At 68.6% G+C, this 26,252-nt stretch carries 27 protein-coding genes and 3 tRNA genes; 20 read left to right on the top strand and 10 right to left on the bottom strand.

Going from position 1 to position 26,252, the window contains the following annotated elements; translation table 11 throughout:
* Nucleotides 1-60: 60 nt before the first annotated feature.
* Nucleotides 61-1,128 (top strand): RNA polymerase sigma factor, encoded by a 1,068-nt coding sequence (locus ACFYQ5_RS07315; protein WP_389195346.1) that lies wholly within the window; start codon nt 61-63, stop codon nt 1,126-1,128.
* Between the two features lie 16 nt (nt 1,129-1,144).
* Here ACFYQ5_RS07315 and ACFYQ5_RS07310 read toward each other — a convergent pair whose 3' ends face one another.
* The 5 genes from ACFYQ5_RS07310 to ACFYQ5_RS07290 all read right to left on the bottom strand — a co-directional run bounded on the left by ACFYQ5_RS07310 (nt 1,145) and on the right by ACFYQ5_RS07290 (nt 6,993).
* Complete coding sequence (locus ACFYQ5_RS07310) at nt 1,145-1,354, bottom strand: hypothetical protein (protein ID WP_389194371.1); 210 nt, start codon at nt 1,352-1,354, stop codon at nt 1,145-1,147.
* 42 nt (nt 1,355-1,396) lie between these two features.
* Entirely contained in the window at nt 1,397-3,322 is a 1,926-nt protein-coding gene (locus ACFYQ5_RS07305) for an ABC transporter ATP-binding protein (protein WP_389194368.1), read from the bottom strand.
* Nucleotides 3,322-5,055: an ABC transporter ATP-binding protein gene (locus ACFYQ5_RS07300; RefSeq protein ID WP_389194366.1), complete on the bottom strand. Its 1,734-nt coding sequence runs from the start codon at nt 5,053-5,055 to the stop codon at nt 3,322-3,324. The genes ACFYQ5_RS07305 and ACFYQ5_RS07300 overlap by 1 nt, the downstream gene beginning before the upstream one ends.
* Nucleotides 5,056-5,167: 112 nt before the next feature.
* Nucleotides 5,168-6,613, bottom strand: coding sequence for an FGGY family carbohydrate kinase (locus ACFYQ5_RS07295; RefSeq protein WP_389194364.1), 1,446 nt, complete (start codon nt 6,611-6,613; stop codon nt 5,168-5,170).
* 68 nt (nt 6,614-6,681) lie between these two features.
* The gene (locus tag ACFYQ5_RS07290) at nt 6,682-6,993 is read right to left on the bottom strand and encodes a YtxH domain-containing protein (RefSeq protein ID WP_389194361.1); all 312 of its coding nucleotides are present in this window, start codon (nt 6,991-6,993) and stop codon (nt 6,682-6,684) included.
* Nucleotides 6,994-7,176: 183 nt separating this feature from the next.
* Between ACFYQ5_RS07290 and ACFYQ5_RS07285 the strand changes: the two genes are divergently transcribed.
* From ACFYQ5_RS07285 to ACFYQ5_RS07275, 3 genes are all read left to right on the top strand, one after another.
* Nucleotides 7,177-7,249: transfer RNA gene (locus tag ACFYQ5_RS07285), tRNA-Asn, on the top strand.
* Between the two features lie 5 nt (nt 7,250-7,254).
* Nucleotides 7,255-7,327 (top strand) — tRNA-Asn (locus tag ACFYQ5_RS07280).
* Between the two features lie 220 nt (nt 7,328-7,547).
* Nucleotides 7,548-7,621: transfer RNA gene (locus ACFYQ5_RS07275), tRNA-Ile, on the top strand.
* A 552-nt stretch (nt 7,622-8,173) separates the two neighbouring features.
* Here the strand turns inward: ACFYQ5_RS07275 and ACFYQ5_RS07270 are convergent.
* The gene (locus tag ACFYQ5_RS07270) at nt 8,174-8,650 is read right to left on the bottom strand and encodes a peroxiredoxin (RefSeq protein ID WP_389194358.1); all 477 of its coding nucleotides are present in this window, start codon (nt 8,648-8,650) and stop codon (nt 8,174-8,176) included.
* Between the two features lie 55 nt (nt 8,651-8,705).
* Entirely contained in the window at nt 8,706-9,581 is an 876-nt protein-coding gene (locus ACFYQ5_RS07265) for an alpha/beta fold hydrolase (RefSeq protein ID WP_389194355.1), read from the bottom strand.
* 239 nt (nt 9,582-9,820) lie between these two features.
* Here ACFYQ5_RS07265 and ACFYQ5_RS07260 point away from each other — a divergent pair, with 239 nt between their 5' ends.
* The 13 genes from ACFYQ5_RS07260 (at nt 9,821) to ACFYQ5_RS07200 (ending at nt 21,301) form a co-directional block, all read left to right on the top strand.
* Nucleotides 9,821-10,411, top strand: coding sequence for a TetR/AcrR family transcriptional regulator (locus ACFYQ5_RS07260; RefSeq protein ID WP_389194352.1), 591 nt, complete (start codon nt 9,821-9,823; stop codon nt 10,409-10,411).
* A 68-nt stretch (nt 10,412-10,479) separates the two neighbouring features.
* Complete coding sequence (locus ACFYQ5_RS07255; RefSeq protein WP_389194350.1) at nt 10,480-11,319, top strand: helix-turn-helix transcriptional regulator; 840 nt, start codon at nt 10,480-10,482, stop codon at nt 11,317-11,319.
* A gap of 98 nt (nt 11,320-11,417) precedes the next feature.
* Complete coding sequence (locus tag ACFYQ5_RS07250; RefSeq protein ID WP_389194347.1) at nt 11,418-12,398, top strand: helix-turn-helix transcriptional regulator; 981 nt, start codon at nt 11,418-11,420, stop codon at nt 12,396-12,398.
* A 173-nt stretch (nt 12,399-12,571) separates the two neighbouring features.
* Complete coding sequence (locus ACFYQ5_RS07245; protein ID WP_389194344.1) at nt 12,572-13,600, top strand: saccharopine dehydrogenase family protein; 1,029 nt, start codon at nt 12,572-12,574, stop codon at nt 13,598-13,600.
* Between the two features lie 159 nt (nt 13,601-13,759).
* Nucleotides 13,760-14,218 carry a nuclear transport factor 2 family protein gene (locus ACFYQ5_RS07240; RefSeq protein ID WP_356324453.1) on the top strand — a complete coding sequence of 153 codons (459 nt, stop codon included), beginning with the start codon at nt 13,760-13,762 and terminating at the stop codon, nt 14,216-14,218.
* Between the two features lie 69 nt (nt 14,219-14,287).
* Complete coding sequence (locus tag ACFYQ5_RS07235; protein ID WP_389194341.1) at nt 14,288-15,187, top strand: helix-turn-helix transcriptional regulator; 900 nt, start codon at nt 14,288-14,290, stop codon at nt 15,185-15,187.
* A gap of 56 nt (nt 15,188-15,243) precedes the next feature.
* Nucleotides 15,244-16,683 carry an NADP-dependent phosphogluconate dehydrogenase gene (gene gndA, locus ACFYQ5_RS07230; RefSeq protein WP_389194339.1) on the top strand — a complete coding sequence of 480 codons (1,440 nt, stop codon included), beginning with the start codon at nt 15,244-15,246 and terminating at the stop codon, nt 16,681-16,683.
* Between the two features lie 166 nt (nt 16,684-16,849).
* Nucleotides 16,850-17,905 carry an aldo/keto reductase gene (locus ACFYQ5_RS07225; protein ID WP_389194336.1) on the top strand — a complete coding sequence of 352 codons (1,056 nt, stop codon included), beginning with the start codon at nt 16,850-16,852 and terminating at the stop codon, nt 17,903-17,905.
* Between the two features lie 40 nt (nt 17,906-17,945).
* Nucleotides 17,946-18,248: a hypothetical protein gene (locus ACFYQ5_RS07220; protein ID WP_147963305.1), complete on the top strand. Its 303-nt coding sequence runs from the start codon at nt 17,946-17,948 to the stop codon at nt 18,246-18,248.
* A gap of 13 nt (nt 18,249-18,261) precedes the next feature.
* Nucleotides 18,262-19,377, top strand: coding sequence for a DNA alkylation repair protein (locus tag ACFYQ5_RS07215; RefSeq protein ID WP_389194334.1), 1,116 nt, complete (start codon nt 18,262-18,264; stop codon nt 19,375-19,377).
* Between the two features lie 198 nt (nt 19,378-19,575).
* Nucleotides 19,576-19,947 carry a hypothetical protein gene (locus ACFYQ5_RS07210; protein ID WP_147963303.1) on the top strand — a complete coding sequence of 124 codons (372 nt, stop codon included), beginning with the start codon at nt 19,576-19,578 and terminating at the stop codon, nt 19,945-19,947.
* Between the two features lie 365 nt (nt 19,948-20,312).
* Nucleotides 20,313-20,720 (top strand): cupin domain-containing protein, encoded by a 408-nt coding sequence (locus ACFYQ5_RS07205; RefSeq protein WP_202076274.1) that lies wholly within the window; start codon nt 20,313-20,315, stop codon nt 20,718-20,720.
* 200 nt (nt 20,721-20,920) lie between these two features.
* Nucleotides 20,921-21,301, top strand: coding sequence for a VOC family protein (locus ACFYQ5_RS07200; protein WP_389194332.1), 381 nt, complete (start codon nt 20,921-20,923; stop codon nt 21,299-21,301).
* Nucleotides 21,302-21,389: 88 nt separating this feature from the next.
* Here the strand turns inward: ACFYQ5_RS07200 and ACFYQ5_RS07195 are convergent, their stop codons facing one another.
* From ACFYQ5_RS07195 to ACFYQ5_RS07185, 3 genes are all read right to left on the bottom strand, one after another.
* Nucleotides 21,390-21,764, bottom strand: a complete 375-nt coding sequence (locus tag ACFYQ5_RS07195) for a nuclear transport factor 2 family protein (protein ID WP_389194329.1) — start codon at nt 21,762-21,764, stop codon at nt 21,390-21,392.
* Between the two features lie 175 nt (nt 21,765-21,939).
* Nucleotides 21,940-22,404 (bottom strand): cupin domain-containing protein, encoded by a 465-nt coding sequence (locus ACFYQ5_RS07190; RefSeq protein WP_202076284.1) that lies wholly within the window; start codon nt 22,402-22,404, stop codon nt 21,940-21,942.
* A gap of 209 nt (nt 22,405-22,613) precedes the next feature.
* Entirely contained in the window at nt 22,614-23,225 is a 612-nt protein-coding gene (locus ACFYQ5_RS07185) for a TetR/AcrR family transcriptional regulator (protein ID WP_147963298.1), read from the bottom strand.
* A gap of 338 nt (nt 23,226-23,563) precedes the next feature.
* Here ACFYQ5_RS07185 and ACFYQ5_RS07180 point away from each other — a divergent pair, with 338 nt between their 5' ends.
* From ACFYQ5_RS07180 to ACFYQ5_RS07170, 3 genes are all read left to right on the top strand, one after another.
* On the top strand, nt 23,564-24,040 hold the full coding sequence (locus ACFYQ5_RS07180) for a nuclear transport factor 2 family protein (RefSeq protein WP_389194325.1): 477 nt from the start codon (nt 23,564-23,566) through the stop codon (nt 24,038-24,040).
* A 210-nt stretch (nt 24,041-24,250) separates the two neighbouring features.
* Nucleotides 24,251-24,715, top strand: a complete 465-nt coding sequence (locus tag ACFYQ5_RS07175; protein WP_389194322.1) for a nuclear transport factor 2 family protein — start codon at nt 24,251-24,253, stop codon at nt 24,713-24,715.
* A gap of 412 nt (nt 24,716-25,127) precedes the next feature.
* On the top strand, nt 25,128-26,117 hold the full coding sequence (locus ACFYQ5_RS07170; protein WP_389194319.1) for an aldo/keto reductase: 990 nt from the start codon (nt 25,128-25,130) through the stop codon (nt 26,115-26,117).
* Nucleotides 26,118-26,252: the final 135 nt, after the last annotated feature.

Below are 26,252 nucleotides of genomic sequence, written 5' to 3'. Positions count from 1 at the left end.
CCGCCCAGGGCGGACCTCCATCCCCCGCGATCCGGCAGCGATCACCTGGAGGTCGCCCCCGTGCAGACCCGGACCGTGCCGACCACGACCGAGCATGTCCCGGCGATTCCCGCGCAGATCCGGGTCACACGTCACCCGGAGACGGCGGGCACGCCCGAACCGGTGCTGGAGGAGCCGGTGGAGCCCGCAGAGCCGCGGAGCCGACCGGAAACAGCCGGCCCGACGTCCGACCTCTTCCGCCAGTACTTACGGGAGATAGGGCGGATACCGCTGCTCAGCGCCGCAGATGAGGTGGACCTCGCCCGCCGCGTCGAGGCGGGACTCTTCGCCGAGGAACGGCTCGCCGGCACCCCCGACCCCGACTCCCGTCTCGCCGTCGACCTGGACCGGCTCGTGGTCATGGGACGGATGGCGAAACGCCGGCTCATCGAGGCCAACCTCCGCCTCGTGGTCTCCGTGGCCAAGCGCTACGTGGGCCGGGGCCTGACCATGCTGGACCTGGTCCAGGAGGGGAACCTCGGCCTGATCAGGGCCGTCGAGAAATTCGACTACGCCCGGGGCTACAAGTTCTCCACGTACGCCACCTGGTGGATCCGCCAGGCGATGTCCCGCGCACTCGCCGACCAGGCCAGGACCATAAGAGTCCCGGTGCATGTCGTCGAGCTGATCAACCGGGTCGTACGCGTCCAGCGCCGCATGCTCCAGGAACGCGGCTACGAGCCCACCGCCGAAGAGGTCGCGGCCCAGCTCGACCTGACGCCCGAGCGCGTCGTCGAGGTCCGGCGCCTCGCCCAGGAACCCGTGTCCCTGCACGCGCCCGTGGGCGAGGAGGATGACGTCGCCTTCGGCGACCTCATCGAGGACGGCGACGCCGCCTCACCCGTGGAGTCCGCGGCCTTCCTGCTGCTGCGCGAACACCTGGACGCGGTGCTCTCCACCCTGGGGGAGCGGGAGAGGAAGGTCGTCCAGCTGCGCTACGGGCTGGACGACGGGCGGCCCCGCACGCTCGAGGAGATCGGACGGATCTTCGGCGTGACACGTGAACGCATCCGCCAGATCGAGGCCAAGACCCTCGAGAAGCTACGGGACCACGCCTTCGCCGACCAGCTCCGCGGCTACCTGGACTGAGCGGACCGGCACACGGTCAGGACTCTTCGCCCCGCTTCCTCCCGGAAGCCGACCCCAGCACGGCACCGACGGCCACACCCAGGGCCATCCCGACGCCGACGCCCAGCGCCAGACCGCCGGTCAGCGCACCGAACGCGGACCCGAGACCCGCACCCACGCCGACGCCGAGCGCCACGCCTGTTCCGGTCGTGCCGCCGTTCTGCCGTGCCTCGCCACTCTCCGCCACCGTGCCCACCCCGTCGTCGTGTTCCGCCGAAGGCCGAGGCCGTCAGTCGACCTCGGCCAGCGCCTGCGCGAACTGTGCGGCGTACAGCCGAGCATAGGCGCCCTTGGCCGCCAACAGGCCTTCGTGCGTGCCCTGTTCGACGATCGAGCCGTTCTCCATCACCAGGATCACGTCCGCGTCCCGGATGGTGGAGAGCCGGTGCGCGATCACGAAGCTCGTACGACCGTGGGCCAGCCGCGCCATCGCCTTCTGGATCAGCACCTCGGTCCGGGTGTCCACCGAGCTGGTGGCCTCGTCGAGCACCAGGATCACCGGGTCGGACAGGAACGCCCGCGCGATCGTGATCAGTTGCTTCTCGCCCGCGCTGACCCCGGCCCCGTCGTCGTCGATCACCGTGTCGTACCCCTCGGGCAGCGTCCGGACGAAACGGTCGGCGTGGGCCGCCCGCGCCGCCTCCTCGATCTCCTCCCGGGTCACCTCGCGCGAGGAGCCGTAGGCGATGTTCTCCGCGATCGTCCCGCCGAACAGCCAGGTGTCCTGGAGCACCATGCCTATGCCCGAACGGAGTGCGTCACGCGACATCTTCGCCGCGTCGACCCCGTCGAGGGTGATCCGGCCGCCCGTCACCTCGTAGAACCGCATCAGCAGGTTGACCAGCGTCGTCTTGCCGGCACCCGTCGGGCCGACGATCGCGACCGTGTGGCCGGGCTCCACGCTCAGCGAGAGATCCTCGATGAGCGGCTTCTCCGGGTCGTACCGGAAGGACACGTGCTCCAGCGAGACGCTGCCGCGCAACTCCTCCGGCCGCTCGGCCGGATCGGGGTCGGGCGCCTGCTCCTCGGCGTCCAGCAGGCCGAAGACCCGCTCGGCGGACGCGATGCCCGACTGCACCAGGTTCGCCATCGAGGCGACCTGCGTCAGCGGCATCGAGAACTGCCGCGAGTACTGGATGAACGCCTGCACATCGCCGATCGACAGCGCACCCGACGCGACCCGCAGCCCGCCGACGACCGCGACCAGCACATAGTTCAGGTTCGACACGAACATCATCAGCGGCTGCATGATCCCGCTGTTGAACTGGGCCTTGAAGCCCGCCTCGTACAACGCGTCGTTCTGCTCGGCGAAGTCCCGCGCGGACTCCTCCTGACGCCCGAAGACCTTCACCAGCGTGTGGCCGGTGTACATCTCCTCGATGTGGGCGTTGAGCTTGCCCGTCACCTTCCACTGCGCCACGAAGTGCGGCTGTGACCGCTTGCCGACCCGCGCCGCGACGAGAACCGACAGGGGGACCGTGACCAGCGCGACCAGGGCGAGCAGCGGCGAGATCCAGAACATCATGATCAGCACGCCGACGATGGTCAGCAGGGAGTTGATGAGCTGGCCCATCGTCTGCTGCATCGTCTGCGAGATGTTGTCGATGTCGTTCGTCGCCCGGCTCAGCACCTCGCCGCGCTGCTGCCGGTCGAAATAGGACAGCGGGAGCCGCGCAAGCTTCGTCTGCAGGTCCTCGCGCAGTTGGAAGACCACCCGGTTGATCACCCGGATCGACAGCCGGGTCGACACCCACATCAGCAGCCCGGCGGCGACGTACACCAGGAGCGCCGTCAGCAGGACCTGGCTCACCGCACCGAAGTCGATGCCGTCGCCGGGGACGAAGTCCACCCCGGTCAGCATGTCGGCGAGCCCGCCGTCACCCTGCTCGCGCAGGCCGTCGACGGCCTGCTCCTTCGTCGTGCCGTCCGGCATCTGCCGTCCGACGACACCCGCGAAGATCAGGTCCGTGGCCCCGCCGAGGATCTTGGGCCCCGCCACGGAGAGCCCCACGCTCAGCGCTCCGGCGCCCAGCATGAGCCACAACGAGGACTTCTCCTTGCTGAACCGTCTCAGCAGCCGCTTCCCGGACCCCTTGAAGTCCATGGACCGCTCGGTGGGCCCTCCGGCCATCATCCGTCCGCCCGGTCCTGCCATCAGGCGGCCTCCGCTTCCGTCAGTTGGGAGAGCACGATCTCCCGGTAGGTTTCGTTGCCGTCCATCAGCTCGTGGTGGCTGCCCGTCCCGACGACCCGGCCCTCGTCCAGGACCAGGATCCGGTCGGCGTCACGGATCGTGGACACCCGCTGTGCCACGATCACCACGGTCGCCCCCGCCGTCTCACGGGACAGCGCAGCGCGCAACGCGGCGTCCGTCGCGTAGTCCAGGGCCGAGAACGAGTCGTCGAAGAGATAGATCTCCGGCTGCTGTACCAGCGTCCGCGCGATCGCGAGCCGCTGCCGCTGACCACCGGAGACATTGGTGCCGCCCTGCGCGATCGGCGCGTCGAGGCCGTGCTCCAGCCCTTCCACGAAGTCCTTCGCCTGCGCCACCTCCAGCGCGTGCCACAACTCCTCGTCGGTCGCGTCCGGATTGCCGTAGCGCAGGTTCGTCGCGACCGTCCCGGAGAACAGGTACGGCTTCTGCGGGACCAGGCTCACGGTCTTCGCCAGCAGGACCGGATCCAGCGTGCGCACGTCCGTACCGTCGACGAGCACCTCGCCGTCCGTCGCGTCGAAGAGCCGCGGGACGAGACCGAGCAGCGTCGACTTCCCGCTGCCCGTCGACCCGATGATCGCGGTCGTCTCCCCGGGCCGCGCCACGAGATCGACCGAGCGCAGCACCGGCTCCTCGGCGCCCGGGTAGCGGAACTCCGCGCCCCGTACCTCCAGATGACCGTGGGCGAGCAGCTCCGTGACCGGAGCGGTGGGCGGCACCACGCTCGAATCGGTCTCCAGCACCTCCTGGATCCGCTCGGCGCAGACCTCGGCGCGCGGCACCATGATGAACATGAAGGTGGCCATCATCACCGACATGACGATCTGCATCAGATACGCGAGGAACGCGGTCAGCGCCCCGATCTGCATCCCGCCGCTGTCGATGCGGTGCGCGCCGAACCAGACCACGGCGACGGACGACAGGTTCACCACCGTCATCACCGTCGGGAACATCAGGGCCATCAGCCGGCCCGTCGACACCGCGACGTCCGTCAGCTCCGTGTTGGCGCCGCGGAAGCGTTCCTCCTCGTAGCCGTCACGGATGAACGCGCGGATGACGCGGTTGCCGGTGATCTGCTCGCGCAGCACACGGTTCACCGTGTCCAGCCGCTCCTGCATCGTGCGGAACAGCGGCCGCATCCTCCGCACGATGAGGCTCACCGAGACGCCGAGCACGGGCAGCACGGCCAGCAGCACCGCCGACAGCGGGACGTCCTGGCCGAGCGCCATGATGACGCCGCCGACGCACATGATGGGCGCAGAGACCATCAGGGTGAACGCCATCAGGACGAGCATCTGGACCTGCTGCACGTCATTGGTCGTACGGGTGATGAGCGAGGGCGCCCCGAACCGTCCCACCTCGCGCGCGGAGAACGACTGCACCCGGCCGAAGACCGACGCCCGCACATCGCGTCCGAGAGCGGAGGCGGTGCGGGCGCCGTAGTAGACCGCCCCGATGTTGCAGACGATCTGGATGATGCTGACGACGATCATCACGCCGCCGAATTCGAGGATGTACCCCGTGTCACCCCGCACGACCCCGTTGTCGATGATGTCCGCGTTGAGGCTGGGTAGATAGAGGCTTGCGCAGGTCTGCAGAAGCTGGAGCAGCACCAGCAGCACGATGGGACGTCTGTACGGATCCAGGTAGGTCCGCAGGAGTTTTATGAGCACACGAGTCTCTCGGAGTCGGCGAAGGGCAGAGGCCGGTCCATACTCCGGCACTCCGGACCGCTCCTGCCAACGCTTTTCCTCAAGCCCCGGTCAAAATTCCGGCCCGCGCTCCTCAGACGGTTCCGCCGAAGGCCCCGGGGTGGATCTGGTCCCGGGTCGCACCGTACTGCTGGCGCACCGCGCGGCCCACCGCGAGCTCCTCACCCGGCTCCAGCACCTGTGCCGCCGCACCCTGCCAGGCCGGGGGAGTACGCGCGTCGAGCGTCCCCTGCGAGACGCCGAGGGCCCACGCCGCCTGCCGGGCCGCACCCCGCGCCGCGTACTCGGCGGGCTGCGGCACGACGACCTGGGTGCCGAACACCGCGGGCGCCAGCGCCTGTACGGCGGGCAGTTCGGCGGCCGCGCCCAGCAGGAACACCCGCCGCACCTCCACGCCACGGTCCCGCAGCACGTCCAGCGCGTCGGCCAGCGAGCACAGCATCCCCTCGAAGGCGGCCCGCGCCAGGTGCTCGGGCTTCATCGACTCGCGGCGCAGCCCGCTCAGGGTGCCCGCGGTGTGCGGCAGCTGCGGGGTGCGCTCGCCCTCCAGGTAGGGAAGCAGGACGAGCCCCGAGGCACCCGGCGTCGACTTCAGTGCCAGGGCGGACAGTTCGTCCAGACCCTCCAGCCCCAGCATCTCGGCCGTGCCACGCAGTGCGCGTACGGCGTTCGACGTGTGGACCACCGGCAGATGCATCCCGGTCGCGTCGGCGAAGGAGGTGATCATGCCCGACGGGTCGGCCAGCGCCTCGTGGTGCACGGCCATCACCGAGCCCGAGGCCCCCAGCGACACGACGGCGTCCCCCACGGCGACACCCAGTCCGAAGGCCGCGGCCATCGTCTCGCCGGTGCCCGCCGAGATCAGCAGCCCCTCAGGCGTCATCCCGGCGGAATCGGCCGGGCCGAGGACCTCGGGCAGCGCGGCCTGATGGCCGAGGGCGAGCTCCACGAGTTCGGGCCGGTAGGACTCCGAGCCGGCCGACCAGTAACCCGTGCCGGACGCGGCCCCACGGTCCGTCGTCCGGCGGGCCGGACGGCCGAGCAGCTGCCACACCAGCCAGTCGTGCGGCTGCAGGACGGCGGCCACCCGCTGCGCGTTCTCCGGCTCGGACCGTACCAGCCAGCGCAGCTTCGCCACGGGCTGCGCGGCCTGCGGGACCGCCCCGACGGCCTCGGCCCAGGCCTGCCGCCCGCCGAGCCCGTCGACCAGATCCGCCGCGGCGGCCTGGGCCCGGCGGTCGTTGCCGAGCAGCGCCGGACGTACGAGATTGCCCTGGTGGTCCAGCGGCACCAGCCCGTGCTGCTGCGCGGACACACCGATGGCCTGCACGCCTTCGAGCAGCCCTCCTGAGGCCGCCTCACCGAGTGAGAGCAGCCACGCCTGCGGATCCACCTCGGAGGCCTTGGCCTCGATGGGATGCGCGGCGTACCCCTGCCGCAGCACCTCACCGGTGTCCGTGTCGCAGACGACGATGTGCGTGAAGGCGGATGAACTGTCCAAGCCGGCCACTATGCCCATGGCCTAGATTCTGCCGCACCCGCGGACCGTTCCCGTACCGGGCGGTGTGCCCGGCACGGGAACGGGCCTCAGGTGTTCGTCGTACCCCAGTCGTCGCTGCCGTTGTGGCCGCTGCGCTCCCGCAGCGAGCGCACCCGGTCGGAGACGGAAACGGGGACCTTGTCCCCGACCTTCTCGCTCACCGAGTGGTATGCCTTGCCGGCGAAGTCCCGGCTGCCGTGCGCGGCGGACTCCGCCGCGTTCCGCACAGCGGGATTCTCGGCCAGCGTCTGCGCGGCCTTCTTCAGCTGCTCGTAACGCTCGCGCCCGGCTCGCGTGCCGAGCACGTAACCGAGGGCCACTCCGGCGATGAACGTGAGCCGGTACCGCATGGCTGCCACCCTTCCTTCGCTCCGTGCGACGTGTGCGGGGACGTGTGCTGCCCGCCTACCCGCACACGCCGAGATCACCCCGGGAGATACCGATTGGCGGAGCACCCCCCTGCTTGCGCTAATGTATGTGTCGCAGCGAACGCGCGCCGCTCGGCAGCAGCCAGGCAGGTACGATTCGAGGCAACGCCACAATCCCCTGTAGCTCAATTGGCAGAGCAGCCGGCTGTTAACCGGCAGGTTACTGGTTCGAGTCCAGTCGGGGGAGCGCGATCCCCTGTAGCTCAATTGGCAGAGCATTCGGCTGTTAACCGGAGGGTTACTGGTTCGAGTCCAGTCGGGGGAGCGATACGGAAGAGGGCCCTTCGGGGTCCTTTTTCGTGTGCCCGCACCGGGCGCACAGGGCGGTCCGTGACTCTTTCGGGGCGATTCCGTGCCTCCTGGAACCGGGCAGCACGCAGCGAAGTCTTCATGGTCACGCGAAGCCGACCATCCGAGGCAGGAGATCGTATGACCGGCTATGCTGCGGCAGACGGCGCGCACACTTGTACGCGCCACGCCGAGACGGGGCGGTAGCTCAGCCGGTTAGAGCAGCGGACTCATAATCCGTCGGCCGTGGGTTCGAGTCCCACCCGCCCCACTCAGCATCCCCAGGCAGAATCGTTCTGACCTGGGGAAACGTGGATTTCGCGGCGGTTTTCCGTGCGGTACGAACCGTGCGCCGTGCGGTACTGACCCGCTGTTGCGGAGTGCCAGCGCACCTCAGATGCCTCTGACCTGGCCTTTTACGCCGGTTTCCTGAGGGAGTGTCGTGGCGCGGTCCCACGGCCGCCGCGGGAGGCTGCATACTCCGTCCGCGATCGGCCCGTCGCATGACGTCCCCGCTGTCCCTGCCGTGCCCAGTCTCCCAGGAGCGTTGGCGTGCTCTTGAAACACTGGGTACGGGCTGGACATATGCAGTTTGGCCAAGGGCACGCCCAGGGGCTCCATCGCGGCCGGCAATTGGCCTCGGCCATCCCGAACCGTGGACCGCGCACCACCTTGCTTCCTTTCGCCGGCATCTGTAGGACGAGCTCTGCAGCGCCGCCGCTGCTGCTGAGGCGGCGCTGTCGGGTGCTCAGCCGGCGAGCGCCTGGGCGCCGGCCTGGATGCGGCTTGCTGTCGCTGAAGCCGCACCGCTCGGGATCTAGGCTCAGAGCAGGGCGAGTTCCGTGGTGAGCTTCTCCAGGGGCTGCCAGATCAAGCCGACAAGCGCCGCGTGCTTCCACGCGATCCGCCCTCCGGGAGCGATGAGGAACACCGAGCGCCTGAGGCCGACGCCGGGAGCGGCGACGCCGAAGAGCTTGGCCACGGTGCGGTCCGGATCGCTGAGCAGAGGCACGCGGAGGTTGTTCGTGCGGGCGAACTCCTCATGACTGTCGATGTCCTGTGGGCTGATGCCCCAGACCTCGGCACCCAGTTCGGTGAACTGCTCCAGCCCGCTCGAATAGGAGCGCAACTGCTTGGTGCAGACACTTGAGTTGTCCTGCGGGTAGAAAGCGAGGACCAGGGGACGCGCGCGTCCGGTGTCGAGCCTGTAGGCCCCGCGGGCGAAGTCACCGTTCCGCAGCACCCCTCCGGAGAGGACGAACTCCGGTGCGGTACTTCCTGTTTCTATCGAGCCTGCCATTGCGTCTCCTTGTGTGCGGCCACTGCTGGGTGAGCCGGTGTGAACGTCGTGCCGTTCATCGGGTGGCCGTCGCCGCCTGCCGGATCAGACCGCTCACGGTGTCCGGGCGGGTCAGCATGACGGCGTGGGGCGCGTTGACCTCGGTGGTGTGGGCGTGTGCGCGCTGGGCCATGAAGCGCTGGGTGGTCGGGGGCAGCGCGTGGTCCTGGCGTGTGACCAGGTACCAGGAGGGAATGCCTCGCCAGGCGGCGTTCGTCGCGGTCTCTTCGAGCGCCGCGGCGCTGATCGGCCGTTGCACGGCGGCGAGGCTGTTGGCCTTGCGTGCGGACAGGGGCGCGGCGAACACGTCACGGTACTTGTCGGGCTTGATGGAGAGGTCAACGCCGCTCACCCCGTTGCCCATGTCGAAGGGGACGGGGTTCAGGGCGTCCGGTGTGGCGTGCGAGCCGGGATTCATGGCGACCAGCGCGCCGAGCGACTCGCCCTTGTCCGGCGCGAAGGCCGCAACGTAGACGAGTGCCTTCACATTGGGCTCCTCCGTGGCAGCCTCCCCGATGACCGCACCGCCGTAGGAGTGCCCGACCAGGACGACCGGGCCCTCGATGCTCTCGATCCGGCTCTTCACGTAGGCCGCGTCCGAGGCGAGCCCGCGCAGGGGGTTGGCGATCGCCTGTACGGGATATCCCTGGGCCTGCAACCGGTCGATCACCGGGCTCCAGCTGGAGGAGTCGGCCCAGGCGCCGTGTACGAGCAGGACGGTCGGCTTCGGCGCCGAGTGCGAGGCGGCAGCTGCGGCCGCGATGGTCTTCCCCCCATCGGAAGGGCTGCTGGCGAGGGCGGGGGCTGCGGCGGCGGCCAGGGCTGCCGCGCCGGCGACCGCAAGTACGGCGCGACGGGTACGGCGTACGGGCTGGGTGTGACGTCGGGACATGGTGTGCCTTCTCTGCTGGTGGCATGAGGAGACCCAGAGGGCTCCATAAGTAGATGGAACGTTCTATCTACTTCGCTGACCGTAGTGCTCGCTCTCGTGATCGTCAATCGACGACTGCATCGCTGGAAGCTGCGCTGGCTGCGGAGTTGGCTGGCAGTGAGTCATCTGCGCCCGAGGGGTCGAGGGTGCGGACGTCTCGCCGTCCTGGTGGAGAACGGTCGTTCCGGTAGAGTGGTGAAATGACCCCGCGCCAAGCCCCCGCGACAGCGTCTCCGGCCCGAGCCCGGCTCCTGGAGACGGCCTCCGCCATCTTCTACGCCGACGGCATCCGTCACGTCGGCGTGGACCGCATCATCGCTGAGGCCCAGGTCACCCGGGTCACCTTCTACCGCCACTTCCCCAGCAAGGAAGACCTCGTGCTCGCCCACGTCGAGCAACGCGACCAGCAGATCAGGTCGGTGGTGACGGAGGCATTCCGGACGAGTACCGACCCCGAAGCTCTGCTGCTCATGATGATGGCGGGCATCGGGGCGGAGATCTGCGGGCCGGGCTTCCGTGGCTGCCCGTTCATCAACGCCGCCGCCGAGTACCCGGATCCCGGGCATCCTGTCCGGCGGGCGGTCCAGGCCCACCGGACCTGGTTCCGGCAGACGGTCCTGAACCTCGCGACCGCTGCGGGCTGCACCGACAGCGAGCACACCACCGCAGTGCTGATCCTCCTGCGGGACGGTGCGATGGCTGGGGGAGACCTGGATGATCCGCAATCGGTGCGTGAGCACTTGATGCGGACTGTCTCCGCCCTCCTTGAGGACGGGCGGAAAGCCCGGTAGTGAGGGCGGTGTCCGCCCCGCCGGTCCCTACATCACCTTTCCGTTCGCCCCAACCGACAGGTCGGAAAATGCAGCAGCCGCAGAACGAACTCGGTGCCTTCCTGCGCGCCAACCGCGCCCGCACCGAACCGACCGACGTGGGTCTGCTCGCCGGTGGTGGCAGCCGAAGAGTCAAGGGCCTGCGGCGGGAAGAGGTGGCTGTGCTCGCCGGCGTGAGCGTCGACTACTACGCGCGCCTGGAACAGGGGCGCGAGCGCCACCCCTCACCGCAGGTGGTCGACGCGGTGGGGCGGGCGATGCGTTTGACACCGGACGCGCGGACCCACCTCTTCCGGCTGGCGGGCCTTCACCCCGCGCTCACCTCGGCCGCGGGCCGTGACCTGGTCCATCCTTCTCTGCTGCACCTGCTGGACGCCTTTCCCGCAGCCGCCGCCTATGTGCTGAGCCCCGCCTTCGACGTACTCGCGAAGAACGCCGTCGCCACCGCACTTCTCGCACCCTTCGAGGGCACCTCGAACATGGTCCGGATGCTGTTCCAGCACCCCCGTGCGCGCGAGGTCTTCGTCGAGTGGCCCGTCGTGGCGCGCGCCACGGTGCACGCGCTGCGGCTGCACGCGGGCCGGTTCCCCGACGACCCCGGCATCAGCGGTCTCGTGGCGGAAATGTCGCAGGAATCACCGGACTTCCGGGGGGTGTGGCAGGAGAACGAGGTCGAGAGCATGACCCGTGCGTACAAGGTCTTCGTGCTGCCCGGCGTCGGCCGTATCGAGCTGACGTACCAGACCTTCGACGTCCACGACGCTCCAGGACAGCAGCTCCTGGTCGGCGTGCCCGAGCCCGGCAGTGCGAGCGCCTCGGCGGTCACGTCCCTCGTGGCGCCCGCCGAGCGCGGCGCGACCATCGCGTGATGTCCTGCCGGCGCCGCGACGGCGGTGTGCGAGAGCTCCGCGCCGGCTCCGACCCACGCGGGGCCGCCCCGTTCGCGGCTCCCGGATAGGTTCGTTCCATGATCACCACCTCTGCTCGGCTGCTTCGGTTGGTGTCCTTGCTGTCGAGCAGGCCCACCTGGTCCAACGCGGAGCTGGCGCGGCAGCTGGACGTCACCGAGCGCACGGTGCGCCGGGACGTCGACAAGCTGCGTGAGCTCGGCTACGGCGTGGAGTCCGTACCGGGGCCGGGTGGCGGCTACCGCTTCGGCGCGGGCAATCGCATGCCGCCGCTGAACCTGGACGACGACGAGGTGTTCGCCGTAGCCGTGGCGCTCAGGGAAGCCGCACACGGAGCGGCACTGGGCGCCGACCCGGCAGCACTGTCGGCACTGCTGAAGCTGCGGCAGATCCTCCCCACCCGGATGGCGAGGCGGCTGGAGGGGCTCGATGCCACCGTCGAACACACTCCGCGCTGCGAGACCCCCCGGGCGTCCGCCGACGTGCTCCTGCTGCTGGCCTCCGTCTGCCGGGCCTCCGAGCGCACCACACTCACCTACCGCGACATGCATGGCACCACCACGGTCCGGTGCGTCGATCCGCACCGCCTGGTGTACACCGGCGCACACTGGTACTTCGTGGCCCGCGACGTAGAACGGTCGGCCTGGCGGACGTTCCGTGCGGACCGGGTCGTGGAGGTCGTGTCCACCGGAGAAGTGATCGAGGTGCCGGACGCCCCGGACGCCGCGCAGTTGGTCTCCGACACCATCACCCGCACCGGATATCCCTTCTTCGCCCGCGTCCGGCTTCCACTGTCCTACGACGACGCCCGGCGCTTGGTAGCACCCATCGTCGCCACCCATGAACCCGACGGGCCGAACGCGACGGTCATCAGCATCGGCGGGTCCGACCCCGACCAGCTCGCCGGCTACCTCCTGAGCCTGCGCACGCCGCTGGAGGTGCTGTCCCCCGACTCCGTTCGCGAAGCGCTGCTCGCCCGGCTCGACGCTCTGTACCGAGGGAACGAAGCGGGCCGGCAGGGAGCCGACGAGCAGCCGTGACGAGCCGCTCGTGACGACCGGGCGGGTCACTCGGCGACCGGTGAGAGACCAGGACCGTATGTGTCCGGATCTGCTCCTAGCCTGGATGTAAGGCACACAGCACCGAGCGCGTCACCGCTCGGGACGTGCCTTTCCCGCAGTCCCACCTCATTACCTGTCTATGGGAGCGCATCATGTCAGCCACCCCCCGCCTGCTGGTTTACGGAGCCACCGGTTACACCGGGAAGCTCGTCGCCGAGCACGCCAAGGAGTCGGGCCTCGACGTCGTCGTGGCCGGCCGCAACCAGGAGCGCGTCAAGGCACTCGGTGAGGAACTCGGTGTCGACAGCCGGGCATTCACGGTCGATGACCCCGCACTCCTGCGAGACGCGCTCGACGGCATCACCGTGGTCCTGAACGTCGCCGGCCCCTTCCAGCGCACCGCGGGCCCGCTGATGGACGCCTGCATCGACAAGGGTGTGCACTACCTCGATACCACCGCCGAATACGACGTGTTCGCCACCGCGCGTTCCCGGCACGCCGAGGCCGCGGCGGCCGGCGTGATGGTCATGTCCGGCGCCGGCTGGGACGTCGTGCCCAGCGACTGCGTGGCCGCCCATGCTGCGGCACGCGTCGACGAGCCCATCAGTCTGCGCCTGGCGCTCAAGCTCCTCAGCGCGACCCCCGAGGAGTCGGAGGGCTTGAATCTCTTCTCCCGCGGGTCCATCGTCAGCGCCACTGAGGGCATCGGTGACCTGGGCGTGCTGGTCCGCAAGGACGGGGACATCGTCGCGCTGCCGGAGCCCAAGGCCACCTCGTTCGACTTCGGTGACGACGGTCCGGAAGAGTGCGTATCCGTGTCCATGGGCGACCTGATCACCAGCCACTACGCCACGGGCGTCCCCTCGATCGAGGTGTACGTTCAGGTCGGGCAGCCGCTCCCCATCGACCTGGACCTTTCGACGCTGCCCGACGGCCCTACCGCCCAGGAGCGGGAGGTGGGACGCAGCAAGGTCGTGGCCGAGGTCACCGGCCGGGACGGCAGCGTGGCCCGTTCCCTGATCGACACACCGACCGGCTACCGGTTCACCCAGCTCTCCTCCGTGGAGATCGCCCGCCGCGTGCTGGCCGGCTCCTTCACGCCCGGCTTCCAGTCGCCTTCCTCCGCCTACGGCCCCGAACTGGCTCTCGCCGTCGGCGACTCGCAGATCAAGGACCTGTAGGGGACACCGTGGGTGGGCCGGCCCACCCACGGATCCGAGTGGAACATGGGTGTGTGGCACCCAGGAAGACAGGTCCTTCCTGGCCGGTCGTCGCGCGAACAGACTGAGGGTGTTCGCCCGCCGGGGCGAGCGAATCCCCCCTGTCGAAAGGCCACTGCCATGCCTGCTTCCACCTCCTCGATCTCCAGCGCCCGACAGATCGAGAACCTCATCGCCCGCTACTCGCACCTCGTCGACGACGGTGACTTCGCGGAGTTCGGCGCACTCTTCGAGAACGCGGAGTTCGTGTCCGGTGAGGTGAGCCTCCGCGGGGGGAAGGCCATCGAAAACCTGATCAGCTCGATGCTGGTCGTGCACGACGACGGAACCCTGCGCACCCGGCACCTCACGACGAACATCCTCATCGAAGTGAACGAGGACGACGGCAGCGCCGAAGCGCGGTCGTACTACAACATCCTGCAAGCAGTGCCCGGCCTCCTGCCGCTGCAGATGGTGGCGGGCGGACGCTACCGCGACCGCTTCGAGCGGCGTCAGGGAACGTGGTCCTTCGCCCGGCGGGAGGTCACCATCGACTTCACCGGCAACACCCGCTACCACCTCAAGACTCCGGATGCCTGAAGCGCACCGAAGGGCCGGCTCGCATCGGGCACGCCGACTTCCGGTGCGCCGAGCCGGGAAGGAATGCGGATGCGCATGCATGTGCCCTCCATGGCGCCCGTGGGCTCAGCACGAACCCGCGGGCCCACCGAGGAGCCACAGGAGAACTCCCTGGGGGAGTTCCTCCGGGCCCGCAGGTCCCGGCTGGCTCCCGCGGACGTCGGCCTGAGCACCGGTGGTCGTCGCCGGGTGGATGGACTGCGCCGGCAGGAGGTGGCGGTCCTGGCACACGTCAGCGCCGACCACTACAGCCGACTGGAGCAAGGCCGGCAGCGACACCCTTCGCCCCGGATCGCCGAAGCCCTCGCCCAGGCCCTTCGTCTGGCCCCGGATGCGCGAAGCCACCTGTTCCGTCTCGCCGGGCTCAACCCGAACCTGCGTCCCGACACCGCCCGCGGACAGGTGCACCCGGAACTACTGCGCATCCTGGACGCTTCTCACCAGGCAGCGGCCTACGTACTGAGTCCCTGCTTCGACATCCTGGCGGCCAACGCGCCCGCCCGAGTACTGCTGTCCCCTTTCGCCGACGCGGCCGGCACCGATCGGAACCTGCTCCGGATCCTCTTCACTCACCCCGGGGCACGGACCTACTTCACCGAATGGCCTGTGGCCGCCGCCGGCTCGCTGCACACGCTGCGCCTCAACGCCGTCCGGCTGCCCAACGACACCGAAATCATGGACCTCATCACCGGCCTGTCCGCAGAGTCGGCCGACTTCGCAGGGAGCTGGGAGAACAGCGCCGCGATCGGCCTGGACCACGCGTACAGAAAGGTGGTCCACCCAACAGCCGGACACATCGAGCTCTCGTACCGCGTCCACGGCGTGGCGGCCGTCCCGGGACAGCACCTGCTGGTCGGAGTCCCCGCCCCGGGAAGTCGCAGTGCCGAGGCCTTCACCTACCTCGCGGCCGTGGGCGGACAGCAGCGATGACAGCCACGACCGCCTACTCGTCTTCCGCCGTACAGGTGGCAGAGAAAGAGATCATCGTGAACACACGCGCGCACATCGGAGTCACCGGACTCGCGGTGATGGGCCGAAACCTGGCCCGGAACTTCGCACGCCATGGCTACACGGTCGCCGTCCATAACCGGACCCCGTCGCGTACGAAGGCCCTCATGGAGGAGTTCGGTCACGAGGGCGCCTTCGTGCCGGCCGAAACCGCCCGGGATTTCGTCGATGCCCTGCAGCGCCCTCGCCGACTCATGATCATGGTGCAGGCAGGCGCCGCCACGGACGCGGTCATCGATGAATTCGCCCCGCTACTGGAGTCCGGGGACATGATCATCGACGGCGGGAACGCCCACTTCGTCGACACCCGGCGCCGTGAGGCGGATCTACGCGAACGCGGCATCCACTTCGTCGGAGCAGGTGTCTCCGGCGGTGAGGAGGGTGCCCTGAACGGGCCGTCCATCATGGTGGGCGGTTCGAAGGAGGCCTACGCCGTCCTGGGCCCCATGTTCGAGACCATCAGTGCCCCTGTCGGCGGGGAGGTATGCAGCACACACATCGGGTCCGACGGCGCCGGCCATTTCGTGAAGATGGTCCACAACGGCATCGAGTACGCCGACATGCAGCTCATCGCCGAAGCCTACGACCTGCTCCGCCAGGTCGCCCAGTACAGCCCGGCTGAGATCGCCGGGATTTTCCGCACCTGGGACAAGGGGCGACTGAACTCCTATCTGATCGAGATCACCGCCGAGGTCCTCTCCCACACGGATGCCGATACCGGCAGGCCCTTCGTCGACGTGGTCGCTGATGCCGCCGGGCAGAAGGGCACCGGCCGCTGGACCGTACAGACCGCTCTCGACCTCGCCTCACCCGTCACGACCATCGCTCAGGCGACCTTCGCACGCGCAGCCTCCGGCCAGTCCGCCCTGCGTACCGCATACCGTCCGCTGCCCGGCGGCATGCGCATACCGAAGAGTCGCTCCGAGGCAGAACGCTTCACGTCGCAGGTCGAGCAGGCGCTGTACGCCTCCAAGGTCATCGCGTACGACCAGGGCTTCACGATGATCCAGGACGCCGCGCTCGCATACGGCTGGGACATCGACTTCGCAGCGGTGGCCGGCATCTGGCGAGGCGGTTGCATCATCCGCGCCGCTTTCCTCGATCGCATCCGCACGGCGCACCAGGCCGCCCCCGACCTTGTCAGCCTGCTGGCCGAGCCCGGGTTCGCGGAGGAGATCACCGCCGCCCAGGTTCCCTGGCGCGAGGTCGTCGCCACCGCTGCCCGACGTGGGGTCCCCGCTCCCGCGTTCGCCGCGGCACTGTCGTACTACGACACACTGCGGGCCGACCGGCTACCGGCCGCGTTGCTGCAGGGCCAGCGGGACTACTTCGGCGCTCACACCTACCGGCGTATCGACCGGCAGGGCGCCTTCCACACGCACTGGGCGCATCCCGACCGTCCTGAAACAGACGTCTGAGCCTCGCGTCCACGATCACCGGCGGTCTGCCTGGGTGTGGCACACCCACCCTCGCGCAACCTCCCTCTTCGGGGCCCTGTCGGCGAGTGTGGAGTCCACGCCCCACCGCGGACCATCGCCGCATCCGCAGTTCTGAGACTTACTCCAGAATCCAGAAGGAAACACCATGTCACTCACCTCGTACCGCACCCTCGGCCGCTCGGGGCTCCGCGTGAGCCCTCTCGCCTTCGGCGCGATGAACTTCGACGACGGTAGCTGGGGCTCCGGCCCCGAAACCTCGTTCGGTCTGCTGGACCATTACCTCGACGCCGGCGGCAACTATGTGGACACCGCCAACATGTACAACGGCGGCGCCTCCGAAGAGACCCTGGGCCGCTACTTCGCCCAGCGTCCCGGCCGCCGTGACCGCGTCGTCCTGGCGACGAAGTTCGGCGGCAGCATGGCAGCCGACGATCCCAATTCCGGCGGTGCCGGCCGCAAGGCGATCCGCACTCAACTGGACGCATCACTCCGGCGGTTGAGCACCGACTACATCGACCTGTACTGGATGCACCAGTGGGACCGGCACACTCCCGTCGAGGAGACCCTTTCCACCCTCACCGATCTGGTCCGCGCGGGCAAGATCCACGCCATCGGCCTGTCCAACGCGCCCGCCTGGTGGGTCGCCGAGGCCGCCACCACCGCCCGGCTGCGGGAATGGGAGCCCGTCGCCGCACTCCAGGTGGAGTACTCCCTGCTCGCCCGCAGCGTCGAGGGCGAGACCTTCGGAGCCGCCCGCCGCTTCGGACTCGGCATCACACCATGGAGTCCGCTGGCCAGCGGTGTCCTGTCCGGCAAGTACTCGCGCACCGCCACCGAGGTGGCCGGCTCCGGGCGCACCGCGTACGCCGCCTCCTACCTGAGCGAACCGACCTTCGTCCTCCTCGACGCCCTGCAGGAGATCGCCGGCAGCCTCGGTACGACAGTGGCAGCGGTGGCGCTCGCCTGGGTGCGGCAGCGCTCCGAGGTGACGTCCACCCTGGTCGGCGCCCGGACACAGGAGCAGCTGGCCGCCAATCTCGCCTCGCTCGACGTCACGCTCACCGACACGCAGATCGCCGAACTGAACAGCCTCACGGCACCCACCCTCGACTACCCGCACAGCATGATCGAGTCCATGGTCGGCTTCCAGCAGGGCGACACCACGGTCAACGGCCTGTCCGCCAAGGCATTCGTCCGCTGACCGCCGCCAACAGCACTGCGTGACGAGAACGGAACACATCATGGCCGAGACACTTGAGATCACCACCTTGCGCCCGGCCCCGGGCCTCTCCGCCGCCGACTTCGTCAAGGCGAACGCCGATATCGACGCCTACCTGAAGCGACAGTCCGGCTTCCTGTGGCGACGCATCGTCGAGACCGACGACGGACGCGTCATCGACATCGTCGCCTACGACAGCCTGCCGCACGCCCGCACCGGCGCCGTCGGCATCACCGGCGAGATGGCGGACTCTCCCGTCCACGCCACGATCGACCACGACAGCGTGGACTGGCAGCTCACCACCGCGCTGCACCACGTCACATGACGGAGAGACCAGCATGCCGTTCGCCGACGAACTCATCAGCCGCCACACCGTGCAGAACCTCACGCACGCCATCCGGGCCGCCGCTCCGGACACCACCCTCACGGCACTGCACGCGGCAGCACGGCAGATCGGCCCGCTGGCACTCAGACAGCGCGCCGACCTGCTGCGCGACGCACTGCTGACCGACCTGCCGGGCGATTACGCCACACTCGCCCGGACGGTTCGAACAGCCCGGGACAACGCACCTCAGTTCACCGGATGGTTGATCTGGCCGGTCACCAGCGCGCTCGCCACCCGCGCCGTCCAGGAAGGCGAGACCGCCCCCTTCGACGACGCCATGGCACTCCTCGCCGACCTCACCGGGCGACTCTCCTCCGAGTTCGCGATCAGGACACTGCTGCGACACGATGTCGACCGGGCGCTCAACACCATTGAAGTTGACTGGGCCGGATCGGCGGACCCCGACGTGCGCCGGCTCGCCTCTGAAGGCACCCGTCCCTACCTGCCCTGGGCGGTACGGGTGCCGCAGATCCTGGGCCGTCCCGGAGTGACCGTCCCCATCCTGGACGCCCTCTACCGGGACGAGAGCGCATACGTACGCCGCTCGGTCGCCAACCACCTCAACGACCTCAGCCGCGACCACCCCGAGCTCGTCGTCGACACGGCGCGCCGCTGGCTGGACAGTCCTGATGCCACCACGGAACGCCTGGTACGGCACGGGCTGCGCACGCTCATCAAGCGCGGCCACCTCGGTGCACTGGAACTGCTCGGCTTCGCTCCCGCGGTCCTGGACGTGGACGGGCCTCGTCTGGACCGGGATGTCGTCCTTCTTGGCGAGAGCGTCCAGCTCACCGCCTCGATCCGCAACGTAGGTGCCTCTGCGGCGCGGCTGACGATCGACTACATCGTGCATCACCGCAAGGCCAACGGAAACCGGGCCGACAAGACCTTCAAACTCACCACCCGGACCCTCGCACCGGGCGAACAGATGGAGGTAATGCGGGAGCATTCGTTCCGGCCGATCACGACACGCCGCTACTACCCCGGGCGACATGCAATCTCCCTCCAGATCAACGGAGTCGAGTCCGAGCGGTCCGAATTCGAACTGGCTCCCACGGACACACCGTGACGTGCGGCACGGAGGGAAGCCGGGCGGTCTCCGGGCCCCTGTAGGCGATCACCGGCCACGTCCACCTCGCATCGGTCACGTGCGTCACCCGTCCGCCGACAGACCGCATCACCACACCGACAGACCAGGACCAAATCCGTCCGCATCTGCCTTTAGCGTCGTCAACGACACCGACCATCTCCCTGGAGGGACACCTAGATGAACGAGACGCCGGCACACGACGAAAAGGCCGGCCTCATCGAGGCCGATGAGAAGGCACTGCAGGTCCGAGCCCAGTACGAGCAGATCGAGCAGCGCGTACTGGGCCGGACCTGGACCCTGCCCGAGCTCGCGCTCGGCTTCACCAACGACGCAGCCTACGTCGGGCGCCTGGTGCTCGCCGCTGAGCGCACCTGGGGCATCGACGGTGACGTGGACGCCGAACTGCGGCACAAGCTGGCCGAGTGCCTGTGGTGGGTCTTCGTGCTCGCCGACCGGCTCGACGTCGACATGCCGGAAGCCTACGAGGCCACCATGGACCGCATCGGCGACGGCCTGCGGCGGACCCTGCAGAGCATGCCCAAGGGCTGACACACTGCTGGCGCGCCGTTCGCCGGCGGCAGCGCCTCACAGCGCCTGAAGCAGTTCGTCCATTCGGCGCTGCAGTGCCTCTCGTACGGTGTCGGGTGACAGGACCGGCAGAGACGCAACCCGGCAGAGGAGGTAGTGGGTAAGGCCGTCATCGGTCGTAGCCGCCGATTTCCACGAGGGTGCCGTCGGGCCCTTCCGGGCGGTGGACGCCCACCGTGGTGGGGATGAGCTGCACTGTTCGGTCCTGGGGCGAAGGCATACGAACCGTCGTGTCGCAACAGGCGGGCAGAGGCACTGATCACAGGTGGGGGTCTTCCCCATGACCAGGACTGAAGCTGTCCTGGTCTCGCCGTAGCGTCTTCTCCATGACCACAGAACAGAGCACCGCCCACGAACTCGGCCGGCCGCAGCACCGGATCTGGAGTGAGATCGAGCCGACGCCTCTGGGGGACTTCGGCAACCGGATCATGATCAAAGCGCTGACCGCCGACAAGGCACAGGTACTGCACGTGGCGATCGCGGCGGACACGGTAATCCCCAATCCCGCGGATCCGAGCGAGCAGGAAGTCCACCCGATGGAGCAGATCGACGTCATCCTGACCGGTCGCATGGCGTACGTGGTCGACGGTAAGGAGCGTGTCCTGGGGCCGGGCGAGGCACTTGGCATTCCGGGTGGAGTGCCCCACTCCGCGGTCGCGCTCGAGGACACCACCATGATCGAGGTCTTCACACCGATCCCGGACTTTCCGACCGGTGAAGTGCGCACACCGTGAGCGCGGTGTCGCACCGATCACATGTGACGGCACCTCAGCGCGAGTGCGCGGGCGCTTCGTCAGGTCCGGCACGTGCTGAAACGGAGCATGTGGACGGCCGCACAGAAACGTGAACATTCGGCGGTGCCGGGCTCAGCCCGGCACCGCCGAACGACAGTCATCACCACGCGTGGCCGGCCACGCCAGCAAGGAGTCCTCTGATGAGCACCCACACCGATACCGATCCTGCGATCCGCTACCTGGCCGTCACCTTCGACTGTCCCGACCCTGCCGAGCTGGCCCGCTTCTACGGTGAGGCACTCGGCCTGCCCGTCACTCTTTCCACCGACGGTTTCGTGCTGCTGGGCCGTGAAGGGGCACCCGGGCTGGGCTTCTACCGCGTCGAGGACTACCAGCCCCCCAGCTGGCCGGACTCCTCCGTACCGAAGCAGGCTCACCTCGAACTGGGCGTGGAGGACCTGGATACCACCCAGGCCAGGCTCATCGCGCTGGGAGCCGTCGAAGCCGAGGTGCAACCGCTTCCCGAGCGGCGGCGCATCCTGCTGGACCCGGCGGGGCACCCTTTCTGCATCATTCTGTGAGGCCACGCTCTCGTTCCGCCGGCGCAGACCGTGGGCCTTGGGGTCCGAGTGTCGTCGTTCGCCGGTGCGGTGAGCACGCGCCGGCGCCTCAGCTCTGCTGACTGACGGGGATGTAGTTGGCGTACGCCTCGATGCGGGTGATCAGACCGGTGCCGTCGAAGCCGAAGTGGACCGCGGCATGCACCTCACCACGGCTGCCGTCGTTCGTTGTCACGCGTACGACGTGCTGCTGGAGGACCTCGCCCGGCTGGGAGAGCTGGCGGAGAATGTCGTAGCGGATCGATTCGTAGGAGCCGATCTGCCGTCTCAGCCCCTCGAAGTACTCATCGAGCGTCTCATCACCCTTGCCGTCGTTGTGCCAGACGGTGGCCGCCTCGGAGCACAGTGCACGCGCGGTCTCCCAGTCGGACTTCTCCAGTGCGCGGAGGTAGGTGATGACCTTGTCTTTGAGGTTCTGGCTCATGGAAGTCCATTTTCTGATGGAAGCTGCGGGGCGCCGACAGGGCAGGGGGCGGGTCCGGTCCGACCGTACGCTCAGTGCGGCCGACGTGGGGAGCGGCGACCTGAGTCGGTGGACGATTCCCTGGTTTCTCGGGGCGTTGGTCTCTCGGTGACGATGACCAGGCGCCGCCCGGGGCTCAGGCGGGCGGCGGGCCGTCGTGGTTCACGATCCCGTACTCCGACGCGAGGTCGGTGTGCTCGGAGTCTGCACGCGCGTCGGCGGGTCCTACCGTGTGGAAGAGCCCCTCGACTGCTCCGGGGTTGTTGATGACGAGGACCTCTGCGGTCGGTGTGATCGTCTGAAAAGTGTGTGGGACCAGCCTGGACACGTAGATGTAGGCCCCTGCTTCGGCGTCGTGTACCTCGCACTCGTCCAGCGAGGTCGACCCGACCCAGAACCGGACGCGGCCGGACAGGACCACCCAGCTCTCGTCCTCCCGGCTGTGAGTGTGCAAGGGCGGCGCATCCTCGCGGCCGACGGTGAGACGCATGACGCTGACCGCCCCGCTCGTCTCGGCGTTGGTCGCCACCTGCTCGATGACGTTGTCGTAGTAGGGGAAGTCCTGGCCGTCGCCTGGGTTTCGTACAAGGGCGATGCTCATGTTGTTGTCTCCTTGCGACGAGTGGCGGCAATGAGGCGGCCGGTTCGTCGAAGCCGATGTGGTTGGCGCTGCGGCGCACGGGCGGGATTCGCCGGTGCGGTCGTACGGCGGGTGTTCCCGCGCGCCACGGTGATGAGGGCACACCGGCGGAAGAGCGCACGGTGATGCCTTGAGGCTGCTCGGGGTCACGGCCGGCCGAGCCGGTCGGCTCAGGTCGTCGGCGACTGCGGTGGCTGACGGATCCAGTCGGGGAGGAGGGCGTACAGACGGACAGCGATCTCTTCCGGGTCGCAGTCGGTGTTGCCCCCGACGGCGGCAGAGAAGACTCCGTGCACGCCGGAGGCGGTAAACACGTCCTCGACCGAGTTGTGCGGGCCGGATTCCCGCTCGTCGGTGCCGAGGTCGCGCCGAAGAGCGCGGAGCTGCTCCAGGAGAAGGTCGCCGATCCCCATCAGTCCGCTCGGCGATCGCCAGGTCGAAGCCAGCAGGAAGAGGCTTCTGCGCTGCCTGAGGGAGTCGAGCATGGCGTTCAGCGTCGCCACTGCCACGGCGGTCGGGTCCGCGCCCATCCGCCGATCGCTGATGTTCAGGTCGTGAAGAGAGCGGAAATCGTCTGCGATCACGAATACCGCCGCCTCTTCGACGGAGTCGAAGTGGTTGTAGAAGGTGGCGCGGTGGATGCCGGCGGCTTCCGAGAGGGCGGAGACCGAGGGGCACGACTGTGTCCGCTGCATGAGGTCGGCAAGTGCATCGGCGATCGCCCGTCGCGAGCGCGTGAAGCGCGGGTCCGCGTCGTTTGCCGGGGGCTGATCACTCACCATGGACGCACTTTACTTCGCGGGTGATCGCAGCGCTTCACCCCCCGGGGCCGCTGGGGCAGGCGTCGAGGACCGGCCATCGGCAGGTACGCCAAGGGCGCGTCGCAGGCGCCGACAAGGAGACCCAGGCTTCGCCTCCGTGTGGCGTGTGGCCGACAGGGCGGCACGGGAAGCCCCGAGTCCCTGACGCCTCCGGCGACGGCCGCCGTTCGAGCACGGGGATTCACGTCGGACATGTCGCTCCTTCGATCGGGTTCGCTCTCGACGCTACCACTATTCGACACCTGTCGTTTAGTGGTCTACGGTTAATCGTGTACCGGCCCCCCAAGTAAGGAAGCACCATGTCGACAACAGGCAGCAGCACCTCCACCGCGGCAATCACGGACAAGTTCGCCGTGGTGGAGACCATCTACCGATACGCAGCCGGCCTCGACCTGCGTGACGAGGAACTTCTCTCGTCCGCGTTCACAGACGATGCCGTAGCCGATTTCGGTCCGGCCACGAAGAAGGCCGGCCAGGAGTACCCGCCGGTGGAAGGCCGCGAGACCATCGCCGCAGCCCTGTTGACCTCGCTCGGTCACCTGGACACCACGCACTCCGTGAGCAACCCGCGCGTCAGCCTGGACGGCGACAAGGCGAGCCTCGAAGCGATCGTGGCGTGCCAGCACCTGCCCCGGGAGGACCACTCCCGCCACGTCCTCATGACCAACCGCTACGACGTCGAACTTGTCAGGAGCGGGGACGTCTGGCTCATCCAGCACGTCACCGTCGACAACGCCTGGACCCAGGGAGACCCCACCGTCCTCGCCGGAATCTAGGTACCTGGTGACGGACCGTCTTCGCATCGCTCTCGGTCAAAGCCCGCGCCCCCAAGCTGCCGTGGTGCAGCAGTAGATCCGCCGCGGACGCACTCCATGCCTGCGGCGCACTCCCTGTCCATGTCGTCGCCAACAGGTGGCCGCGGCCGAGAGGTGCCGCCGCAGGCAGCCGGGACGCCTTGTCACTCTCTCCATCACGATCGGAATCCCATGAGCGAAACCCCCGGTCCGGACAGCTCGGACCGCAGCGCGATACTCGGCCTGCTCACGGCCTACGTTTTCGGCCTTGACCACCGCGATTTCACCAGCGTTGCCGCCGTCTTCACCGAGGACGCGGAGGTGGAGAATGTCTTCGACGCCTACCTTGCGGAAGGAACGCAGTTCAGCGGCCTGACGACCGGTGGCAGCGCGGTCGCGGACGGCGCCCGCCAATTGTTCAGGAGCCTCGACGCGACGCAGCACTTGCTGGGTGCCCAGACTGTCGAGTTCACGGATGCGGGAGCGCACGCGTCCACGCAGATCGTCGCCCATCACCACCGGGGTGGAGAGCACTACCACACCGGCGGCACCTACGAGGACGACCTCGTGCGCGCCGCCGATGGCTGGCGCATTTCACGCCGTACTCTGCGCATCCACTGGACAACCGGCAGCCCTGACGTATTCCTCCCGTCATGAATCCTCGGCACGGCCCCAACCGCTCCGGCGGCCGGTGAACCCAGCACACAGCCCCCGGCGCGGGTCCAGACCGCAGGCCTCGCATGGCGCTTCATCTCTCCGGCAGGCTGACACCTCTCCGCGGCTGCGGTCTTCAGCCGCGCCCCACCGGTTCTCATGTGCTCCCCCGTCCCGGTGCGGCCTCCGCACAGGACGTCAGGCCCGCCTGGGTGCGGCGCACCCCCCTTCGCGCAGCCTCCCTCTTGTGCGTCGCGTCCATGAGCGTGGAGTTCACACCGCACAACATCCCCACGGCGCCCCGGCCCGGGCGAGGTTCGGCACCACGGGCCCGGAGTCGAACCCCTGTCCCGGCAGGCATCCCGGGCCGGCCGGGGACGAACACAGCCGGCTCAATTCGACCAGAGGAGACGTCATGCAGCGCAGGACACTCGGCAGCCAAGGCCTCGAGGTTTCGGCGATCGGTTACGGAACGATGGGCCTGACGATGTCCTACGGCCCCAGCGACCCTGAGCAGGGCATTGCCGCAATCCAGCGCGCCCACGACCTGGGTGTCACCTTCTTCGACACCGCCGAGTTCTACGGTTGGGGCACCGGCTCCAACGAGAAGCTGCTCGGTCAGGCCGTCAAGGACTTCCGCGAGGAGGTCGTCCTGGCCACCAAGTTCGGCTTCGACATGTCGCTGCCCCCCGAGGAGATCGGGGTCGCCCTCGACAGCCGCCCGGAAAACATCCGCAAGGTCGCCGACAACAGCCTGCGCTACCTCGGCGTGGACCACATCGATGTCTTCTACCAGCATCGTGTCGACCCGGAGGTGCCCATCGAGGACGTCGCCGGCACCGTGAAGGAGCTCATCGACGCGGGCAAGGTGAAGTACTTCGGCCTGAGCGAGGCCGGCCCCGAGACCGTCCGCAGGGCGCACGCTGTGCAGCCGGTCTCTGTTCTGCAGACCGAATACTCCCTGTTCGAGCGGGACATCGAGCAGGTCTTCCCCACGCTCGACGCATTGGGCATCGGCTTCGTCGCCTACGCCCCGCTCGGACGCGGCTTCATCACCGGGGGCGCCAAACCGGCCGGTCAGTACGACGCAACCGACATGCGCAACGTCGATGCCCGCTGGCAGCCGGGCCACTTCGAGAAGAACGTCGAGGCCGTCAGGCAACTCGCCGACCTCGCAGCCGCCAAGGGGGCCTCGGTCTCCCAGCTGGCCCTGGCCTGGCTCCTCGCGCAGGGTGAGCACAAGGTGCCCATCCCCGGCACCCGCAGTCCGAAGCGCGTGGAGGAGAACACCCGTGCTGCCGATTTCACGCTGAGCAAAACCGACTTGGCCGCGATCAACGACATTCTGCCGCACGGCGGCTACGGCGCCCGCTACGGCGAGGACTACGCGCCCACCTGGGTGTGACCCCAGACTGCGATCACACCGCGCACGCCTGAACGCTGTGGCCCTCGCCAGGAGAGGGCCGCAGCGCAGTACACCCGCACCTCCCGCACCGTACGGGCCGGCGAGCGACGCAGTGCCGGTGGGAATTCGTTCGCA

It is taken from the genome of Streptomyces sp. NPDC005794, assembly GCF_042871445.1.
GTDB lineage: Bacteria > Actinomycetota > Actinomycetes > Streptomycetales > Streptomycetaceae > Streptomyces.
The sequence above is the reverse complement of the archived record's forward strand: the minus strand, read 5'-3'. Positions and strand labels throughout refer to the sequence as shown.

Bases quoted from the DNA above. Each gene is read 5' to 3' on its own strand.
- ACFYQ5_RS07235 (WP_389194341.1), top strand. From the start codon at position 14,288: ATGCGCATGCATGTGCCCTCCATGGCGCCCGTGGGCTCAGCACGAACC.
- ACFYQ5_RS07295 (WP_389194364.1), bottom strand. From the start codon at position 6,613: ATGGGCATAGTGGCCGGCTTGGACAGTTCATCCGCCTTCACGCACATC.
- ACFYQ5_RS07210 (WP_147963303.1), top strand. From the start codon at position 19,576: ATGAACGAGACGCCGGCACACGACGAAAAGGCCGGCCTCATCGAGGCC.
- ACFYQ5_RS07250 (WP_389194347.1), top strand. From the start codon at position 11,418: ATGATCACCACCTCTGCTCGGCTGCTTCGGTTGGTGTCCTTGCTGTCG.
- ACFYQ5_RS07265 (WP_389194355.1), bottom strand. From the start codon at position 9,581: ATGTCCCGACGTCACACCCAGCCCGTACGCCGTACCCGTCGCGCCGTA.
- ACFYQ5_RS07180 (WP_389194325.1), top strand. From the start codon at position 23,564: ATGTCGACAACAGGCAGCAGCACCTCCACCGCGGCAATCACGGACAAG.
- ACFYQ5_RS07170 (WP_389194319.1), top strand. From the start codon at position 25,128: ATGCAGCGCAGGACACTCGGCAGCCAAGGCCTCGAGGTTTCGGCGATC.
- ACFYQ5_RS07200 (WP_389194332.1), top strand. From the start codon at position 20,921: ATGAGCACCCACACCGATACCGATCCTGCGATCCGCTACCTGGCCGTC.
- ACFYQ5_RS07185 (WP_147963298.1), bottom strand. From the start codon at position 23,225: ATGGTGAGTGATCAGCCCCCGGCAAACGACGCGGACCCGCGCTTCACG.
- ACFYQ5_RS07270 (WP_389194358.1), bottom strand. From the start codon at position 8,650: ATGGCAGGCTCGATAGAAACAGGAAGTACCGCACCGGAGTTCGTCCTC.
- ACFYQ5_RS07240 (WP_356324453.1), top strand. From the start codon at position 13,760: ATGCCTGCTTCCACCTCCTCGATCTCCAGCGCCCGACAGATCGAGAAC.
- ACFYQ5_RS07255 (WP_389194350.1), top strand. From the start codon at position 10,480: ATGCAGCAGCCGCAGAACGAACTCGGTGCCTTCCTGCGCGCCAACCGC.
- ACFYQ5_RS07175 (WP_389194322.1), top strand. From the start codon at position 24,251: ATGAGCGAAACCCCCGGTCCGGACAGCTCGGACCGCAGCGCGATACTC.
- ACFYQ5_RS07225 (WP_389194336.1), top strand. From the start codon at position 16,850: ATGTCACTCACCTCGTACCGCACCCTCGGCCGCTCGGGGCTCCGCGTG.
- ACFYQ5_RS07215 (WP_389194334.1), top strand. From the start codon at position 18,262: ATGCCGTTCGCCGACGAACTCATCAGCCGCCACACCGTGCAGAACCTC.
- ACFYQ5_RS07195 (WP_389194329.1), bottom strand. From the start codon at position 21,764: ATGAGCCAGAACCTCAAAGACAAGGTCATCACCTACCTCCGCGCACTG.
- ACFYQ5_RS07260 (WP_389194352.1), top strand. From the start codon at position 9,821: ATGACCCCGCGCCAAGCCCCCGCGACAGCGTCTCCGGCCCGAGCCCGG.
- ACFYQ5_RS07205 (WP_202076274.1), top strand. From the start codon at position 20,313: ATGACCACAGAACAGAGCACCGCCCACGAACTCGGCCGGCCGCAGCAC.
- ACFYQ5_RS07190 (WP_202076284.1), bottom strand. From the start codon at position 22,404: ATGAGCATCGCCCTTGTACGAAACCCAGGCGACGGCCAGGACTTCCCC.
- ACFYQ5_RS07305 (WP_389194368.1), bottom strand. From the start codon at position 3,322: ATGGCAGGACCGGGCGGACGGATGATGGCCGGAGGGCCCACCGAGCGG.
- ACFYQ5_RS07245 (WP_389194344.1), top strand. From the start codon at position 12,572: ATGTCAGCCACCCCCCGCCTGCTGGTTTACGGAGCCACCGGTTACACC.
- ACFYQ5_RS07220 (WP_147963305.1), top strand. From the start codon at position 17,946: ATGGCCGAGACACTTGAGATCACCACCTTGCGCCCGGCCCCGGGCCTC.